We start from the raw sequence: 18,354 nt of genomic DNA on the forward strand, positions 1-18,354 counted from the left end.
TCTTAAAAGAGATTAGTTTTGAGTTTTATTTTCATCCAGAATTTCAGTAATGCTAACCAAACAGTTTGCAATTTCACGTTTAAAAGGATGATTTGGCATAATACCGCTTTCAGCATCCAGGCCATTTAATATTCCCATCCAAATTGCACTAATCCCAAAACCAACCAAAATATCTTTCTGATAATTTGTTACAAAGATTCTTCGAAACTCTTCAGTAAAATTGTTGAATTTAACCGCGATTTGAAATGCATAACTTGAATCGTTGCTTTTTCCATTTTTGGTATGATAATTAATTGCTTCAACAAAAGCTGTTGCAAGTTGACTCGATTCAATTTCAATCTCGTTTCTTTTATCTTGATTGATATCCATGTCAATAACTCCTTTCAGAATTAAATCTTTAATATCATTTGTAGTAAGTGAATCCTTTAATAATATAGCGTCCATATTGTATTTGTTTTTTAATACCGATAGTTAATTTGTAAGCTTATCTGCAAAAATGCATTTCAAAATAATTTAATCTATTTAACTTGTTTGATGTTTTTACCATGGCTAACAAATTATATATCGGCATTATATCTAAATTGTATGAGAGTTTTAAGCAAACTCCCGATCTTTAATAAGTGATATAAGAGGATCTAAAATAGTAGAAAAAACTGTGACTCGGATATTATTTATATTTCAAATGCTTTATTAATTTTGGTTCATACTTAAAATAAACACTATCATAACCTTTAAAATTCACAGATGAAGAAACTATTATCACTTGTTATATTAGGCGGAATCATTGCTGCTTGTGCACAAAAACCAGATGAAAATTTGGTCATGAACCAAGTTGCGGAAAGTTACGCTAAAACCGTTTTGGAAATTGGTCTTTACGATCCATTGTATGTTGATGCTTATTATGGGCCAAAAGAATGGAAGACAGAAGTGGAGCAACGAAAATTGGATGAAATTCCTTCTGCTGAACTCTTGAAACGCATGGATGAATTAAATGAAAAAGTGAAGGCAATAGATGTTTCTGAAAAAGAGGAAATGTTGAAATTGCGTAAGCTATATCTCTTAAAACAATTTGTTGCGGTAAAAGCCAGAATAGAGATGTTATCCGGAAAGAAATTTACATTTAATGAAGAATCGGATGCATTATATGATGCTGTAGTTCCTGATTTTGAAGATGAGCATTTTGCAGAAATTATTAATGAGCTGGAAAAACTTGTGCCTGGAAAAGGAAGTTTAATTGATCGTTTGTCCAAATTTCAAAAAGATTTTGTAATTCCCAAAGACAAAGTTGATGCTGTCTTTAGAGCTGCAATTGAAGAATCGCGCAAGAGAACAAAACAGCATATTACTTTACCTGAAAATGAAAATTTTGAATTGGAATATGTTACCGATAAAGCCTGGGCTGGTTACAATTGGTATAAAGGGAACAACTTTAGCTTGATCCAGGTTAATATCGATTTTCCGATTCTTATCGATAGAGCCATTGACTTGGCAAGTCATGAAGGATATCCGGGACATCATGTATACAATTCGCTGTTAGAAAGTAATTTGGTGAAGAAAAGAGGATGGGTTGAGTTTTCGGTGTATCCTTTGTTTAGCCCTCAATCATTAATTGCCGAAGGAACTGCTAATTATGGTATTAATGTTGTTTTTCCTCGCGAGGAGAGAATGAAATTCGAGAAAGAAGTTCTGTTTCCTTTGGCAGGATTGGATACTGAGAAAGTTGATTTGTACTATCAAATTCAGGAATTAACTCATGAGTTGACTTATGCCAGAACTTCTGCCATGAGAAACTATCTGGATGGCAAATGGTCGAAAGAAGAAACAGGCAAATGGATGGAAAAATATGCTTTAAGAAGAGCGCATGAGTCTACTTTCAGGTTTCCTGAAACCTATCGTAGCTATATCATCAACTACAATTGGGGACAAGATTTGGTGAAAGAATACGTAGAGAAAAGAGGAGATGTTGAAACCAATCCTGACAAACGTTGGGAGATTTTTACACATCTGATTTCTACGCCTCAGGTTCCAACAAACTTGAAATAGATGTAAAAGAATATTTAAAAGACGTCATTGAAAGAAGTTCAATGGCGTTTTTTTTGATACTCCCTATAAGTAGGTATTTGAACGTTTGGTTTTTAGTATTAGTTTTGATGTTATTAAGAATTAATTTAGATAAGACTTATGAATTACCAGAATGAAGAATTACCAAAAGGTGCAATCAAAGTAGGCAGTACGCCTAGCATGACAGAGGAAACTGTAAAGCCAGCTATTTTAAAATCTCATTTGGCTCCCAAAGGAAAAATCGGTTTATTGGTTGTAGAAGAAGGGCATTGTCAGTATGTGTGGGAAGATGAGGAAGGACCTGCATTGGATGCCGATCCGGAACATCCGATTGTGATTTTTCCAGAGCGATATCATCATGTTGTGCTAACCGGACCCGTTAAGTTTAGAGTAGAATTTTACACCATACTTGATAAGGTGATTGAGGTAAAGCACCCGGAAGAAAAGAAACGACCTGGACAAGATTTTCTATAATCAAAAGGCAAAAGGAAAGCCATTAAATCTCGTTTAGTGGCTTTTTATTTATCTATTTTTGATGTAATGGGAGAGAAAATGCAAAGCAGGCACCCTTCTGAGATTTATTACAAAACCATATTTCTCCTCCGTTCATTTCTATAAATTCTTTACAGAGAACAAGACCTAGTCCTGATCCTTTTTCCTGATTGGTTCCTGTTGACGTATAAGTTTCACCGCTTTTAAAGATTTTTTCGGCAGCTTTATCCGAAAGACCAATACCTGTATCTTTTACTTTTACAACTGCATTATCATTTTGTGTTTCGCTTGAAATGCTTATGGAACCTCCCAAAGGAGTAAATTTTATGGCATTGCTAATAAGATTCCCTAGTATCAATTCTATAGAATATTGATCTGTATGAACATTTATCAAATCATTGTATTCATAAGTCAATTCAATATCTTTCAATTTTGCCGAGCTTATGTAATTGTTAACAGATGCTTCGATTAGCTTGTTTAATGGTAAAGTTTCAGGTTCTACCTTTATGCTTCCTTGTTGTATTCTGGCCCAGGTTAAAAGATTTTCCAGTAGATTATATGCGCTATGAGAAGAATTTTTAATATCTGATATCTGTAATTTTCTTTCCTGATCATTTAAGCTATTGTATTCACTATGGAGAAAATCACTAAACCCAATAATCGTATTAAATGGGGATCTTAAATCGTGTGCAATAATTGAAAATAGCTTGTCCTTTGTTTTATTGGCGATCTCAAGCTCATTTTTTTGTTGTTCAATGATTTGATGTGATCTTTTCTTAATTCTTGCTCTATTAAGAAGGATGCCTATTAAAACCATTACAAGTAAGGCAAACGCAATTAGAAAGTTTCTAATTTGTGTTTGTTTGGCAGTGTTTAATTGCTGTAATGATAGATCTTTTTTTAGGTTATCATTCTCTTTTTCTTTCAGCTGAGTTTTAAATTTGGTTTCCAGTTCAGTTATTTGCTTTTGTTTACTTTCATTGAAAACGCTGTCTCTGTGAATCAATTCAAGCTCTTTATACTCTAAGGCTTTTTCAAATTTATTTATGCTGGAATAATAATAACTGTAAGCTTTTAATAAATCACTTTTATTGTAATTGATATTATATGTTTTGCTTAGTTCGTTGGCTTCTTGCAATGATTCTTTTGCCTTGGCAAACTCCTTTTTATTAATTTGTAAGCGGGCCAGAATAATTAAATTGACAATAAGCTGGTTGGATAAATTGTTTTCCCGGTTAATCTTAACAGCTTCATTTAGGTAATAATTTGCATCCTCTACATTATTTAAAAGGTAGTTAGATTGACCCAGGTTTGCATATGTTTGAGCAATTTGAAAACGATTATTAATTTTTATGAATGCAGGCAATGCTTTTTCGAAGTAACTTATGGCTTTTTCATGATCTGCCATTCGACTATAGCATGCTCCAAGATTATTGTAGGCAGTAGCATAGGCAATTGAAATGTCAGTTGAATCTGATAAGGAGATCACCTTCTTGAAATAGTCTATTGCACGATTCAGATCTTCATTGTAAAGTAGAGTTGTTCCAATATTTAGAGATAGATTGGTAAGTTGCTTTTTATTATTAGTACTATCCGCAATGTTGTAGGCTTTTGTGAAATTGGCCAATGCTTCGTTATAATTCCCTTGATTTAAGTAGTTGGCCGCTATGGAGTTTAAACATTTAAGTTGTAAAGCTGCATTCTTAATATTCAGTGCTCCCTTATATGCTTTGTTTAGATAGAAAAGGGAACTATCACTTACACCTCCCGAGTAATAATAATATCCTTTAAAGAAGGTTGTATATAACATTTCTTTTTTCAAACCAGTCTTCTCTGATAGGATGAGTGCCTTATTATTACATTCTATTGCCTTTTTCCTGTTTCCTGAATTAATATAGGCGTAACACAAGTCATTAAGTGCTTTTATTCTTGTGGAATCTATTTCATATATTGCAGCCAAAGAATCAGCTTTTTTAGCATAGAATATTAGCTTGTTCAAATCTTTGTAATAATATTCTTTAGCTAACTGGCTGTAGATGTGAGCTTTTTCTTCGTCATCCTTTGTAAAGGAGAGAAGCTTACTCAGGCTATCAACTTTATTTTGAGCTTCGCTAAAATTTGAAAAGCTTAATCCTATAAAAAGAAACAGTAGTAATAATTTATTCATAGAAACCAGCATTTGATATTAATATAGCTATACGCAAATATCGACAACTGGTTTAAGTATTTTTAAAGAAAATCTAACATGCAATCTTCAATGACAGGATTATTGTTTCCCAGAAGATTGCATGTATCAGGCATTAATTTGAAAACTGTATGATGTTAGTATCGTGTGTTAGTGCATCGTAAACCAATAATTTTCCAGAAAGAACTTCTCCAATTTCCAGGATGATTTTAATTACCTCGCAGGCTTGCATACTCCCGATTATTCCTGGTAAAACTCCAATAACACCCAATGGTAAATTGGATTCATTGGGAGTGTCAGGGAACAAATCGAAATAGGAAGGACCATTTTTGTAATTAAAGACAGCAATCTGTCCTTCGAATTCTCCAATTGATCCATGAACGAAAGCTTTGTTTTGAGCTTTTGTGATTTTATCGATGCATTTTCTGGATTTGAAGTTGTCTGTAGCACCAACTACAATATCATATTTAGAGATGATTTCATCTGCATTATCATCATCCAGCATGAATGGATAGTATGATATTTTCACATCGGAATTCAATTGATTTAATGTTGCTTTGGCTTGCTTAGCTTTTGATTTACCAACTTCATTTTCACGGTAAAGGATTTGTCTTTGCAGATTGGATAAACTAACCGTATCGGCATCAACAATGCCAATGTTTCCAATGCCTGCAGCAACAAGGTACTGGAGAATGGGAGCACCCAATCCACCTGCTCCAACCACCAATACTTTTGCATCCAGCAATTTCTTTTGACCTTCTTCGCCAATTTCTGACAAAATGATGTGCCTGTTGTATCGTTCTCTTTGAATTTCGTTCATATGGTTACAGTTGCATAAAATTATCCCAGTCCTTCCAAACTACTTCATATCCTTTGGATTGAATCATTTCTGCAATTTCAGAAGGGCTACGATCATCATTGATTGAGAATTGCTCTAATGATTCTTCCTTGTTCGAATATCCACCCGGATTGGTTTTAGAGCCGGCACTAAATGATGTAGCACCCAGTTGTAGCATATTGTCCCTGAACTCTTCGCTTTCACGTGTCGATAATGAGATCTCCACTTGATGGTTAAAGAGGCGATAGGCGGTTATCAGTTGTACCAAATCTTTTTGCCTTGTTTCGTAATTGGGCTGAAATCCACCTGCATGAGGACGAAGTCTTGGAAAAGAAATAGAATACTTACTTTTCCAATAGCTTCTCTCCAAATATTGAAGGTGAAGGGCTGTGAAGAAAGTATCAACACGCCAATCTTCCAATCCCAAGAGGCAACCCAATCCCACTTTGTGAACTCCGGCCTGACCTAATCTGTCTGGCGTCTCCAATCGATATTGATAGTTCGATTTTTTACCAGCAGGGTGGTATTTTTTGTAATTCAATTCGTTATAGGTTTCCTGGTAGATGTATACCGTATTCAATCCTTTATGAGTTAATTTCTTGTACTCATCAGTTGACAGCGGTTGTGCTTCAAGCGAAATCAACGAGAATTGATCCTTAATGTTATCCATCATTTCCCCTATGTAATCGCACCCGCAGTTTTTCTGATCTTCGCCACTCACAAGCAAGATATGTTCGAAACCCAGCTTCTTGATTTCCTTGACTTCCTGCTTTATTTCTTTCGAGTTAAGTATTTTGCGATCAAATTTGTTCTTGTGATTGAATCCACAGTAAACACATGTGTTGGTGCAGGAATTCGAGATATACAATGGAATGTACATCTGAATACATTTGCCAAATCGCTTTTGTGTAAGCTGCATGCTTTTTTGTGCCATTGTCTCCAAATAAGCAGATGCAGCAGGGGAGATGAGTGCCTGAAAATCATTTAAATCTATTTTTTCCTTTTCCAAAGCTTGTTTTACATCTGCTTCGGTTTTGGAATAGATTTGATTTTTTACTTCATCCCAATTGTATTTTTGTATTTCGTTGTAGAAACTCATTTTAAGCACTTAATAGGTTAATCCAAATTTTCAAGGAAAGCAGTTAAAGGGCTGCTGGCATTGGCACCAACTGATTGTTCCGCTAATTTTGCTTCATAAGCCATTCTACCAGCTTCAACTGCCATTTTAAAAGCTTTAGCCATTTCAACTGGATTTGGAGAAACAGCAATTGCGGTATTTACCAGTACTGCATCGGCACCAATTTCCATAGCTGCAGCAGCATGCGATGGAGCCCCAATTCCCGCATCAACCACCACGGGAACATTGCTTTGTTTAATGATGATTTTTAGGAAATCGATGGTTTGCAGACCATTGTTTGACCCAATTGGAGACCCTAAAGGCATTACAGCTGCAGTTCCAACCTCTTCCAGTTTTTTACAAAGAACAGGATCAGCTTGTACATAGGGTAAAACATGAAATCCTAGTTTTACCAATTCTTCGGCTGCTTTTAAAGTTTCTTCTCCATCGGGAAGTAAGTATTTGGGATCGGGATGAATTTCCAATTTAAGCCAGTTGGTTTCCAGCGCTTCTCGTGCCAATTGAGCTGCAAATATGGCTTCCTTTGCATTTCGCACTCCAGAGGTGTTTGGCAGTAAATTAACTCCAGGAATATTTAAATGCTGTAACATGTTGTCATTAGCATCTTCAATATCTATTCTTTTTAGTGCCATGGTTACCAGTTCCGATCCGGAAGCTGTAATGGCTTGTTTCATGATTTCGTTTGAGCTGAACTTTCCGGTTCCTGTGAACAAACGAGATTTGAATATTTTATCTCCTAATTTTAAATTATTCATGAGTTTGGTTGTTTAGTATTTTTAATAAAGCTCCAGAAATGGCAACTCCATATAGTCCTTCCTTGCTTAGCATTTCAATTTCATCCAATAGGATTCCACCAACGGCAATTATTGGAATATGGATCTTCTTTTCATTCATCTGTTTGATGATTTCTTTGTATCCATCAACTCCCACTATAGGACTTAAATTCTTTTTGGTAGTGGTGTGTCTGTATGGGCCTAGTCCAACATAGTCTGCACCACGAGATTTTTGCAAAAGGATATCCTCGAATGTATTGGCAGTTCCTCCAATGATGATATCATCACCTAAAATTTGTCTAGCTTCATCAATAGACGTATCATTCAGGCCAAGATGAACAGCATGAGCACCAATTTCCTTTGCGATTTCTATGGAATCGTTAATGATTAAAGTGCGATCGAACTGCCCGGCATATTGTAGAGCCAATGTAGCTTCCTTTAATATGTCATTCGAACAACTATCTTTCATTCTGATTTGAACAGCTTCCATGCCTTGCTCAAAAGCCAGGCGCGCTTGATCAGAATGAGATAATTTTGAATGATCTTGTGTTATGTATTGAATTTTAGGAATTGCTCTTTTCATATAAATTATGGATTGTTGAATGTATTTCTCTGAAATTTGATGATATCAAATCTTGATTTTTAAATGGATCTCTCGTCCAAACTGCTCCCAATACAACAAGCCCATCGAATTGTAATTCTTTTATTGTTGATACATTGCTTGTTTCTATACCTCCAAGTGCATAGATTTGGATTGGTCTGGATTCTTTCAGAAACATTTTAATTTCTTCCATATTCAGATTTCCCTGGTATCCTGGTTTTGAAATGCTTTCAAAAATCGGACTCAAATAAACATAGTCGAATACCTTGCCTAAGGATTTGATTTCCCGAATGGAATGACATGAGGTTCCTTTTCGGATACCTGTTGCCAATTGTTTTGCATGCTCTCTTTTTGCTCCCGAGAAATGTATTCCCTTCAGCTTGAAGTTTGAAAAGACTTCTATTTCGTTGTGCAATACAATTTTTGCATGCAACGCTTCCGGGATTTCATCCAGGTAATCAATCAATTCCTGTTCCGAAGCTTTAGGTTTACGAAGATGAAAGGTGAAGTTATAACGATCCAGTAAAGAGGAAACAATTACGGTTTCCCCTTTAAAAAAATCAGGATGTGAAATCAAAATTAGCTCCATTGTATTAGCTGTACAGTTCATTACCAGATTGCTCAAACTCCTTGGCTTTTTCTTGAGCCTTTTCTGCCAATTCACGAACTTCCATGGTAGCACGCATCGAACAGAAATTCTCTCCACACATGGAGCAGAAGTGAGTGGATTTGTATCCTTCATCCGGAAGGGTTTCATCATGGAATTTCATGGCTTTTTCGCTATCCAGGGCCAATGAGAATTGATCTCTCCAACGGAATTCAAAACGCGCCTTACTCATTGCATTGTCTCGATACTGAGCTCCGGGGAATCCTTTGGCCAGATCGGCTGCATGGGCAGCTAGTTTAAAAGTGATAACCCCTTCTTTTACATCATCGCGATTCGGAAGTCCTAAATGCTCTTTCTGAGTTACGTAGCATAGCATGGCGGTACCGTGCCAGGCAATCATTGCACCTCCAATTGCTGATGTAATATGATCGTAACCAGGGGCAATATCAGTAACCAAAGGACCTAAGGTGTAGAATGGAGCTTCGTCGCAATGTGCCAACTGTTCATCCATATTTTCCTTGATCATGTGCATTGGTACGTGCCCCGGACCTTCAATAATAACCTGTACAAAGTTTTCACGAGCAATTTTGGTAAGATGTCCCAAGGCTTCCAATTCTCCAAATTGTGCTTTGTCGTTGGCATCGGCCAAACAACCTGGTCGCAATCCATCCCCTAAAGAAACTGCCACATCATATTTCGCTAAAATCTTACAGATGTCCTCAAAATGAGTATAAAGGAAATTTTCTTTGTGATGATGTAGAATCCATTTCGCAAGAATCGATCCGCCACGAGAAACAATACCTGTTGTTCTGTGAATGGTCATTGGAATGTGTTTCCAAAGCAAACCTGCGTGAATGGTAAAGTAATCTACACCTTGCTCGCACTGCTCAATCAAAGTGTCTTTGTAAATTTCCCAACTTAGATCTTCAACCTTTCCATTCACTTTTTCAAGTGCCTGGTACAATGGAACGGTTCCTACTGGCACCGGACTGTTTCTTACAATCCATTCCCTGGTTTCGTGAATGTTCTCACCAGTAGATAGATCCATAATGGTATCTGCGCCCCAGCGGAATGCCCAAACTGCTTTTTCAACCTCTTCTTCAATGCTTGAGGTAGTAGGAGAGTTTCCAATGTTTCCATTGATTTTTACCAAAAAGTTTCTGCCAATAATCATTGGTTCTGCCTCGGGGTGATTGATGTTTGCAGGTAGAATGGCACGTCCCTTCGCAATTTCATCGCGAACAAATTCCGGACTGATGTGGGTTTCAGGAATCTGAGCACCCATGGGACAACCTTTGTGCTGAGCGTATTTTTCCTTGATCTCATCGATTCGTTGGTTTTCACGAATGGCAACATACTCCATTTCAGGCGTGATGATTCCCTTCTTGGCGTAGTAGTATTGCGATACATACTTTCCTTCCTTTGCCTTTAATGGTTGGGTGCTTACATGATCGAAGCGCAAATGATCCAGATTCTCATCCGTCAAACGCATGCGTCCATAATCCGACGACAGTCCATCAAGTTCTTCTACATCTTCACGATCAAGAATCCACTGTTTACGAAGTTTTGGTAATCCTTTTTCAAGATTTACCTCAATATTTTCATCCGTATAAGGACCTGAGGTATCATATACCGTAACCGGATGGTTCTTGATTACATTTCCATTTTTATCCGTGGTATCTGCCAATTCTATTTCGCGCATTGCCACTTCTATGTTATGGATTTTACCTTTTACATAGATTTTTTGGGAGTTTGGAAAACTACCCTGAGTAATGTTTTTTGTTTTCAATCTTCTATGAATTTAATTGTTCTTCTTGCATTAGAAGAGGCAATTAAGCGACAGAAGAATATTGAAAGTTTAAGCAGTGAAACCTGGAATCATCCACCTTTTGTAGCCGAAACAATCAAAACTTTGTCGTTTTCCTGAAGTTGGTGAGATTCCCAATCCTGTTTTTTCACTACACAATTGTTTACTGCTACTGCAATACCTTTTTGATCCACGTATTCAGTCACCGATAAAAGTGTAAACAACGAAGCACAATCATCCAAAGCAATTGGATTACCATTACAAAAAATGTTCATTTCAAAAAAGATTACAGGAGTAGAAACAGGAGATACATACATCCCTTGGCAGCATTACTTGCCCAGGTTCATAGGGTATAATCTCAGCCGTTACAGGCACCCCTTGTTAATAATGTTGACAAACTTAAATGAAATATTTTGAATTTCTACTGTAAACGATTGAAAAAATTATTGAAGTGATTTTATTATGGTGATATTCAGAAGAATAAAATGTTATTTATTTTATTCTTTCCTCTTCTTCAATTTCTCTTGCTTTGGATAAGGATGTAGCTACCAAACCAGCCGGAACCGTAACAACACCTACACCAATTAGTAATACAAAAAATGTAAAAATCTTACCTCCTGCAGTAATCGGGTAAACATCTCCATAGCCAACTGTGGTAAGAGTAACAATGGCCCACCACAAGCTATGAAATACCGAAGCGAATACTTTGGGTTGGGCCTCGTTTTCGAAAAAGTATATGCCTGCTGCAGATAAAAATATTAAGATACCTGTTACGATAAAGAACAGAATGATTTCTTCTTTTACAATTTTAGCTGCAATATGAAATCGGTGTAAAGCTCTATTGTATCGTATCAACTTTAATGTTCGGAACACTCTAAAGATTCTGAATGCACGAATTGCTCTAAAATCCAAAGTTCCTCTAAGGTAAAAAGGTAGTATGGCTAATAGATCAATAATTCCATAGAAACTGAAGATGTAAGAAAGTGGTCGTTTCGAAACCAAAATTCTAAGGATGTATTCAGCCGAAAATATAATGATACAGAAGATCTCAAAATATTCCAGAAACTTTACTACATGAGGAGAATTGTTAGGCAATGTTTCCACTGAAAATGAAATCAGCGAAAGCATAATTAGAGTTTGAATAAAATAGTCGAATATTTTTCCCCGTTTGCTTGTGTTATCTTCTACAATATTTCTAATTGTTTCCTTCATTATGAAATAGAATTTTTTACCAGATGATGATTTAATTTTGAGAAGAGGAAGATATGCAAAATAATAAAAGAAACAGTTCAATTCCAGGAAATCATACTGCGCAAATCATGTTACAATTGCTTAACTTAGGTATTTTTCGTTATGCTATGAACAAACAGCAAAGAAAAACTGTTTTATCAGATAGTACAATCGGTTAATATGTCCAAATGAAATAAGCATGATTATTTTGATATTGCGGCTTTTATTTGACAACTAAAAGAAAATTATAAACAGATGAAACGGATCCTAAGTTTACTCTTTTTTCTAATCTCTTTCGACTTGTCTGCTCAACTTTTTGTGGAACTTACAGGATATGTTACAGATGAAACAGGAATGGTACTAATTGGTGCATCAGTTTATCTTGAAAATACAACGCAAGGTGCTATTACCAATGAGAATGGATATTACCAGATTACCAAAGTAAAGCCTGGATCCTATAACTTGGTGGCAAGTTATTTGGGATACAAAGGGCAAACGCGTTACAATATTGATATCAAATCAGTAGGAAACCAGGAGTATAATTTTATTCTGGAAGAGGCCTTAACCAATCTTTCGGAAGTAACGGTTTCCAATCAGAATAAGATTACACGCCCCAGGGAAACCCCACTTTCCACACAAACTTTATCAGCGGTTGAAATTGCCACCTATCCAGGAGGAAACAATGATGTGGTGCGTGTTGCACAAACATTTCCCGGCATATCTCCATCGCCGGGAGGTTTTCGAAATGATCTGATCATTCGCGGAGGAGCACCCAACGAATCGGTTTATTATTTGGATGGAATAGAGATTCCCAATATCAATCACTTTAGCACACAGGGAAGCTCGGGCGGTCCGGTTGGCATGTTGAATGTATCCTTTATTGATGATGTAATGCTTTCGACCTCGGCATTTGGCAGTCAGTACGACAATGCACTATCCGGAGTACTGCAATTCAGTCAGCGGGAAGGAAGCCGATCTTCCTATCACACCAACTTTCGCTTGAGTGCCAGCGAGGCTGCCTTAACTCATGAAGGTCCATTGTTTAAAAAGGAAAAAGATCAGAGTAAAACCAGTTACATGATCTCAGTACGAAGGTCTTACCTTCAGTTTTTATTCGAATTGATAGGATTGCCAATACGTCCCGACTATTGGGATTACCAATACAAAGTCACACACAGAATTGACAAATACAATACCATAAATTTGATTGGATTGGGATCGATTGACGATTTTGCTGTAGATGACAGTGGAGACATTGAAGGAGATGAATTATCGATACTGGAGCAAGCTCCTTTTATCGAGCAGCAAAGCAACACCATTGGATTAAGTTGGAGACAGCGATTTAAGACAGGCAAAGGCTTTATGCAGACCAGTATCAGCAATAATGTCTTAAAGAACGATTTCTCGCGTTATGAAGACAATCGAAATCAAAGCGGTCTGTACTTTAGAAATGATTCGCGCGAGCAGGAAACCAAACTTCGTTGGGCGGTAACAAGCTTTAAAAAGGATTGGAAGTTTCAAACTGGTTTGAATCTGCAGTACAGCGATTACGAAAACAAAACCTTTGATTTGAACGACAATTATGCCTACGAAACCGAAATTGATTTCATGAAGTATGGTGGATTTGTCAACATTACGCGAAGCTTTCTTGATGAACGAATGGATCTTTCTTTCGGCTTGCGCATGGATGGAGACAGTTTTACCAAAGGAAACGCTTTGCTTTCGACCTTATCGCCTCGAATGGCTTTATCTTACGAGTTTGTGGATGATTGGAAATTGAAAGCTTCGGTGGGAAGGTATTACAAAATTGCACCTTATACCATACTGGGATACCAGGAAAATGGAAACTTTGTGAACAAAGATGCAGACTACACCAGAAGCGATCACTTTGTGCTTGGACTGGAAAGAATACTAGGACCAGCAGCCAGTATTAGTTTAGAGGCATTTTACAAGAAGTATGAGGATTATCCGGTATCCATAGCAGATCAGGTATCCTTGGCCAACAAAGGTGCCGATTTTGAGGTATTGGGTAACGAAGCGGTTGAAACAGTAGGAAAGGGCAGAAGTTATGGACTGGAATTGCAGTTTCAGCAAAAGCTGAGCAAGCGCTTCTATGGATTGTTTGCCTATACCTTTTTCTATAGTGAGTTTACAGGATTCGATCGCAGTAAATATTTGCCATCAGTTTGGGACAGCCGTCACTTGTTGTCATTTACAGGAGGATACAAACTCAAGAAAAACTGGGAAATTAGTGCGCGTTACCGTTTTGCAGGCGAAACACCAATTGTGCCAACCAATTTGGATGAAACATTGAATCGCTATCCCGAAATAGTTTTGGATTACAGTCGAATGGGAGAGGACAAATTGGGTGTTTTCAGCGAGTTGGATGTACGAATCGATAAAAAGTACAACTTCAAGAAGCTATCCCTTGAATTTTTCCTGGAGATACAAAACCTTCTAAAGCATAAAACACCCGAAGCACCTGAGTACATTCTGGCAAGAGATGAGAATGGAGAGATCGCAGATCCAAGAAGTTTGGAGCAGGTGGTAGAAGAGGAAGGATCACCAATTCCTACCATTGGTATTGTGATTGATTTTTAATGCTATCATCCTGTATCTACATTTATGCTCCTTTCAGACATAGCCATTCCTCTCTTGTAATCTCGTAAACATACACCTCCAAGCCATGGTAAGAAACTTGAGAACCTCTTTTCATGCCATTTTTCTCAGCCACTTTTTGCGAAGCAGTATTCCTGATATCAATAATGGAAACCAAGCCTTCGCACAAATTGGATTCAAATGCATAATCCCTAAATTTTATGGCTGCTTCGGTAGCAAATCCATTCCCCCAGTACTTGGGTAGAATGTGATAACCAATTTCGAGAACCTCTTCGCCATTTATTTCTTGAGTGAGCAATCCACATTGGCCAATAAACTCACCAGATTCCTTCTTTAGCAAGACATGATGACCATATCGTCCCGATTCATACCTGTCCAGCTGATATTGTATCCAGCTTTTGGCTTGCTCTTCGGGTGTTAGACTTAGGTCGATACCCAGAAAAGGAAGAGATGGGTTGTTGATAAAAAATGCTTCCCATTTTCTGTCATCTTCATGACTAAGAGCTTTTATTTGCAGGCGTTTTGTTAGTGAGTTGTTTAAGTACATAAGAGCTTTAGGTTCTATATTGAATACTATGGGTAATCAAATCAATCGCAAAATAAAATGATAATATTATTCATTATCTAAACTTTATATTTGCTCAAGCCGCATGGCTCATCCTTTTTCCATTGATGAAAAAGGATGCAAAAAATCTAGGGCGTGTAAGCTCAAACTATTTATACTTGAAAACTTTAAGTGCGTCGGGGTGATCTTCTCCCGATTATGATTTTTGTTGCATTTGCTTCTCAAATGCTTACAAAATCGATTTCGGGATCAGCTACCCCGTCTTACTAAAAATTTTTCCGCGTCTAACCAGCTTGACCTTCCAATGCCCACTTTGGTCAGTAGAATAAGCTAAAGGTAGATAATAATTAATTACCCACAATAAATCGTACAGAGCCGAGCTTTAGAATTTTATCCTTTGTTAGAATCAATACTATTTCTTCTCTTCTCGCAGAATTTTCTCCATTTTACGACCTTTGGCCAATTCATCAATCAGCTTTTCCATACGTCTGCATTGTCTATACACTTCAAATTCATCCTCTATTTCTTCAATTCGATAGCCACAAACAACTCCTTTAATCATGTGTGCATTGGGATGTATTTTAGCTCTTTGAAAAAAGGTTTCAAATGTTACCTTCTCATCAATAAGTTCTTGCAGTTTCTGTTCATCAAAACCAGTAAACCATTCTATTACCTGGTTGAGTTCTTCTTTGGTTCGGCCATTCTTCTCCAACCTGTTCAGGTAAAGTGGATAAATGGATGCAAAAATCATTTTGGCAACTTGTTCATTCTTTTTGGCGGTGACTTTCATGTGTTTCAATTTTCTTTTAGTTGTCACATGGAACTCTCAAGAAATTTTAATCATTAGCCTATGTGTAATTTTTAAGATTAAAATTTACATGTTCGTTTCATATTAAGGGATTTGTATTTAAATCAATAACTATTTGTGCGAATATTGCCTGTTAATTTACAAAACAATAGGATCACTGCAAAGGCATCATATCCTGTGGTAAAATTTTATAGGTGGAGTGCGAAAGAATCTTGCATTAGCAGGGACAATATGGAGGTGCGAAAGTGAGAATCTCAAAAATACATTTTCGTATTAGTCGATTCTAATAATTTGATAGATGGCTTGATTTTCTTTTTCGAGTATTCTTACTACTTCTGGAATTTGTTGATTGCATATAAAAAGATTGAATCCATACTTTACCTTAGTGATTTGTTCTTGGCTTATAAAATCTAATTGGCTAAGAATGTAATTTGATGCAATGTCTTTACTTCCTCCTAATTCGAAGTATACCCAAATCCGATTATCTGAATAATCCAGTGGTGTATTTTGTATGTTTGTCATATTGTTTGTAGTGTGTTGGCGCTTGTTGTTATCTCATTTTTAGCTCTTCAATTACTTTTACGGAACCCAAGAGTAGAGATACAATTCAAAATCATCCATTGGGAGTTTTACTGTTTTGTAGAGCTTAAATCCATTTTTTTCGTAAAACTTTAAGTTATCCGGATTTGATGTTTCCAAATAAATCGGTAGTCCTTTTTCCTGACATGTTTGTTTTAAAAACTTTATCATTTTTGTTCCGATACCACTTCCTTGAGAAGAATTTTCAACACCAATAAACCACAAATGACAATAATCTGATTTTGGATGTAATTGCTTCAACATTTTCTCACGTTTTAAAAGTTGCAGACCTAACTTTAATCCAGAAACTTTAAATATAAAATATAGATCATCCAAAATATTAGCCTTCTTGCCATTTGATAAATTACATAACACTACACCTGTCTTTGTAGTGTTCACAAAAGCAAAATTATTTCTGATACTAATTTTACTGATATATCTTATTTGATTCTCAATCCGCTGCAATCTTTTGTCATCTTGCTTTACGCAACGATTTACACTTAGGTTAGCAGAAAAAGGAGGAGTTAAAATTTTTATTAACAGGGGAATATCATTTCTTCGAGCATTTATCATTGAAATGGTAGTTTAGTATTGTTTTTATTCTTGCTCATTTATAATAACCACTAATGTATAAATAGATGCAATTGTACTTATTACGATTATATCTTTGAAATAAAATGTATTGATCTACCCAAATTGAAAAGTATTTTACACTTATTATGTTTCTGCATGTGAATGTACAAAACAATAAAGCCATTCCAAAGGCATCCTATTTATTTAAGCTGGGTGAGGGGAGAGAGGCGCTACTGCAAGAGTCTCCTCATGTGGTTAAAATTTACCAATGGAATCTCAAATCAGCTAAGGGATTATCCATTCCAACCGTACCAATAATATCTACCAATACCCAATTCCCCAAACAATTCTAAATGTAAGTAGATAATTAATGGAAACAGTAAAATAGCTATTATCTTATTTAATATTGAGGATTCTTTATCTTTTACAATACTCGTTATAAGTATTATAAATGTAGGAATCAATCCAATAAAAAGTATCCCATGAATAAATCCTAATCCTTCATAATCGTGCTGACCTCCTGCAAACAATTTTATACCAATGTCATGTATAGCAATTAATGAGGTTAGAATTAGACTCTTTAAAATTGGATTTAATCCCTTATTCTTGAGGCAAATTAGAATAGCAAGTATGCTAACTACAATAGGTGTTAAAATTATTCCATAAGGAGCAAAAAAATGTCCTATCAAGTTGTTCAGGATGACAATACCCAATGAAACTAATATTGTTTGCTTACTATTCATCTTATTAATTGCTCTTTTTTTAATACTTACACATTGGTTCTATTATAGATTTGCATAAAACTGCTAACGCAAGATTATCCTTTTGTGGTTCAATTTTACAATGGAATGCGATAGGATCACTCCATCAGGGAAGCTTAGCTCTCACTAACCACTATGGTCTCAATTATTTTCCATTTTTGCTTTATCCTTCTCATTAAAACCAATTCACCCCAACCACACAAAAAACCGCAATGAGTCCAATATTCAACAATTGCATACGATCCATTTTGTGAGAATACTGGCTTGTAAAAATAACAGATACCACCTTTGTTGTAATATCTTTCAACGTAATACAATATTGGAGATTGGAATGGATCAATTCCCTTTTTAAGGCAGGTATCGACTTCAAACTCTAGGTTGTTGTATTTAAGCAATGAATCCTGTTCAATAAGCTTGAAGTATTTATTGCTATTTATCAGTAGCGTGTCAATCGGCTTTTTTATGAATTGTTCTTCACAAAAATCATATTTCTCGACAAGATACGGAATGTCCAGGTCCGAAAAACTGATTGGTTGTGTGACCAAAGGGGAGATAACGAATGAAATGCTTGTATCTCGAAATGTAGAGCTTAAATCATTAATCAAGCTTTGTTGCATTGCGTTGACCGATTCAAACTTCGCATTCTGTCCAAAAGAATTAATGCTAAACAGAAGACTCAAGAACAAGAGTGTAAGTATGCTTTGCTTCATGGTTTTT

At 36.2% G+C, this 18,354-nt stretch carries 19 protein-coding genes; 3 read left to right on the forward strand and 16 right to left on the reverse strand.

Annotated elements, in window-relative coordinates; all coding sequences use genetic code 11:
• Nucleotides 1-12 precede the first annotated feature (12 nt).
• Nucleotides 13-444 carry a hypothetical protein gene (locus tag BXY64_RS09000; RefSeq protein ID WP_120239544.1) on the reverse strand — a complete coding sequence of 144 codons (432 nt, stop codon included), beginning with the start codon at nucleotides 442-444 and terminating at the stop codon, nucleotides 13-15.
• A gap of 300 nt (nucleotides 445-744) precedes the next feature.
• Here BXY64_RS09000 and BXY64_RS09005 point away from each other — a divergent pair, with 300 nt between their 5' ends.
• Entirely contained in the window at nucleotides 745-2,043 is a 1,299-nt protein-coding gene (locus tag BXY64_RS09005; RefSeq protein WP_211334442.1) for a hypothetical protein, read from the forward strand.
• Nucleotides 2,044-2,181: 138 nt separating this feature from the next.
• Complete coding sequence (locus BXY64_RS09010) at nucleotides 2,182-2,535, forward strand: DUF1971 domain-containing protein (RefSeq protein WP_120239545.1); 354 nt, start codon at nucleotides 2,182-2,184, stop codon at nucleotides 2,533-2,535.
• Between the two features lie 52 nt (nucleotides 2,536-2,587).
• On the opposite strand, the gene BXY64_RS09015 is transcribed toward BXY64_RS09010, so the two are convergent.
• The 9 genes from BXY64_RS09015 to BXY64_RS09055 form a co-directional block, all read right to left on the reverse strand.
• Complete coding sequence (locus tag BXY64_RS09015; RefSeq protein WP_170150622.1) at nucleotides 2,588-4,720, reverse strand: tetratricopeptide repeat protein; 2,133 nt, start codon at nucleotides 4,718-4,720, stop codon at nucleotides 2,588-2,590.
• Nucleotides 4,721-4,853: 133 nt separating this feature from the next.
• Nucleotides 4,854-5,558, reverse strand: a complete 705-nt coding sequence (locus BXY64_RS09020) for a HesA/MoeB/ThiF family protein (RefSeq protein ID WP_120239547.1) — start codon at nucleotides 5,556-5,558, stop codon at nucleotides 4,854-4,856.
• Between the two features lie 4 nt (nucleotides 5,559-5,562).
• The gene (thiH, locus tag BXY64_RS09025; protein ID WP_120239548.1) at nucleotides 5,563-6,675 is read right to left on the reverse strand and encodes a 2-iminoacetate synthase ThiH; all 1,113 of its coding nucleotides are present in this window, start codon (nucleotides 6,673-6,675) and stop codon (nucleotides 5,563-5,565) included.
• 17 nt (nucleotides 6,676-6,692) lie between these two features.
• Nucleotides 6,693-7,469 carry a thiazole synthase gene (locus BXY64_RS09030; protein WP_120239549.1) on the reverse strand — a complete coding sequence of 259 codons (777 nt, stop codon included), beginning with the start codon at nucleotides 7,467-7,469 and terminating at the stop codon, nucleotides 6,693-6,695.
• Entirely contained in the window at nucleotides 7,462-8,070 is a 609-nt protein-coding gene (locus BXY64_RS09035; protein WP_120239550.1) for a thiamine phosphate synthase, read from the reverse strand. Before BXY64_RS09035 ends, BXY64_RS09030 begins: the two co-directional genes overlap by 8 nt.
• The gene (locus tag BXY64_RS09040; protein WP_120239551.1) at nucleotides 8,051-8,698 is read right to left on the reverse strand and encodes a thiamine phosphate synthase; all 648 of its coding nucleotides are present in this window, start codon (nucleotides 8,696-8,698) and stop codon (nucleotides 8,051-8,053) included. The genes BXY64_RS09035 and BXY64_RS09040 overlap by 20 nt, the downstream gene beginning before the upstream one ends.
• Nucleotides 8,682-10,484 (reverse strand): phosphomethylpyrimidine synthase ThiC, encoded by a 1,803-nt coding sequence (thiC, locus tag BXY64_RS09045; protein WP_120239552.1) that lies wholly within the window; start codon nucleotides 10,482-10,484, stop codon nucleotides 8,682-8,684. Before thiC ends, BXY64_RS09040 begins: the two co-directional genes overlap by 17 nt.
• 89 nt (nucleotides 10,485-10,573) lie before the next feature.
• The gene (gene thiS, locus BXY64_RS09050; RefSeq protein ID WP_054721763.1) at nucleotides 10,574-10,777 is read right to left on the reverse strand and encodes a sulfur carrier protein ThiS; all 204 of its coding nucleotides are present in this window, start codon (nucleotides 10,775-10,777) and stop codon (nucleotides 10,574-10,576) included.
• A gap of 217 nt (nucleotides 10,778-10,994) precedes the next feature.
• Nucleotides 10,995-11,714, reverse strand: a complete 720-nt coding sequence (locus BXY64_RS09055) for an ion transporter (RefSeq protein WP_120239553.1) — start codon at nucleotides 11,712-11,714, stop codon at nucleotides 10,995-10,997.
• A 273-nt stretch (nucleotides 11,715-11,987) separates the two neighbouring features.
• Between BXY64_RS09055 and BXY64_RS09060 the strand changes: the two genes are divergently transcribed.
• Nucleotides 11,988-14,333: a TonB-dependent receptor gene (locus BXY64_RS09060; RefSeq protein WP_120239554.1), complete on the forward strand. Its 2,346-nt coding sequence runs from the start codon at nucleotides 11,988-11,990 to the stop codon at nucleotides 14,331-14,333.
• Nucleotides 14,334-14,355: 22 nt separating this feature from the next.
• On the opposite strand, the gene BXY64_RS09065 is transcribed toward BXY64_RS09060, so the two are convergent.
• The 6 genes from BXY64_RS09065 to BXY64_RS09090 form a co-directional block, all read right to left on the reverse strand.
• Entirely contained in the window at nucleotides 14,356-14,898 is a 543-nt protein-coding gene (locus tag BXY64_RS09065; protein ID WP_120239555.1) for a GNAT family N-acetyltransferase, read from the reverse strand.
• 430 nt (nucleotides 14,899-15,328) lie between these two features.
• On the reverse strand, nucleotides 15,329-15,706 hold the full coding sequence (locus tag BXY64_RS09070; protein WP_120239556.1) for a DUF2200 domain-containing protein: 378 nt from the start codon (nucleotides 15,704-15,706) through the stop codon (nucleotides 15,329-15,331).
• Nucleotides 15,707-15,997: 291 nt separating this feature from the next.
• Nucleotides 15,998-16,246, reverse strand: coding sequence for a hypothetical protein (locus tag BXY64_RS09075; RefSeq protein ID WP_120239557.1), 249 nt, complete (start codon nucleotides 16,244-16,246; stop codon nucleotides 15,998-16,000).
• Between the two features lie 57 nt (nucleotides 16,247-16,303).
• Complete coding sequence (locus BXY64_RS09080; RefSeq protein WP_120239558.1) at nucleotides 16,304-16,876, reverse strand: GNAT family N-acetyltransferase; 573 nt, start codon at nucleotides 16,874-16,876, stop codon at nucleotides 16,304-16,306.
• A gap of 293 nt (nucleotides 16,877-17,169) precedes the next feature.
• Nucleotides 17,170-17,619 (reverse strand): hypothetical protein, encoded by a 450-nt coding sequence (locus tag BXY64_RS09085; RefSeq protein WP_120239559.1) that lies wholly within the window; start codon nucleotides 17,617-17,619, stop codon nucleotides 17,170-17,172.
• Nucleotides 17,620-17,753: 134 nt separating this feature from the next.
• The gene (locus tag BXY64_RS09090) at nucleotides 17,754-18,347 is read right to left on the reverse strand and encodes a hypothetical protein (RefSeq protein ID WP_147375955.1); all 594 of its coding nucleotides are present in this window, start codon (nucleotides 18,345-18,347) and stop codon (nucleotides 17,754-17,756) included.
• Nucleotides 18,348-18,354 lie beyond the last annotated feature (7 nt).

The sequence above is a fragment of the Marinifilum flexuosum genome (assembly GCF_003610555.1).
Lineage (GTDB): Bacteria > Bacteroidota > Bacteroidia > Bacteroidales > Marinifilaceae > Marinifilum > Marinifilum flexuosum.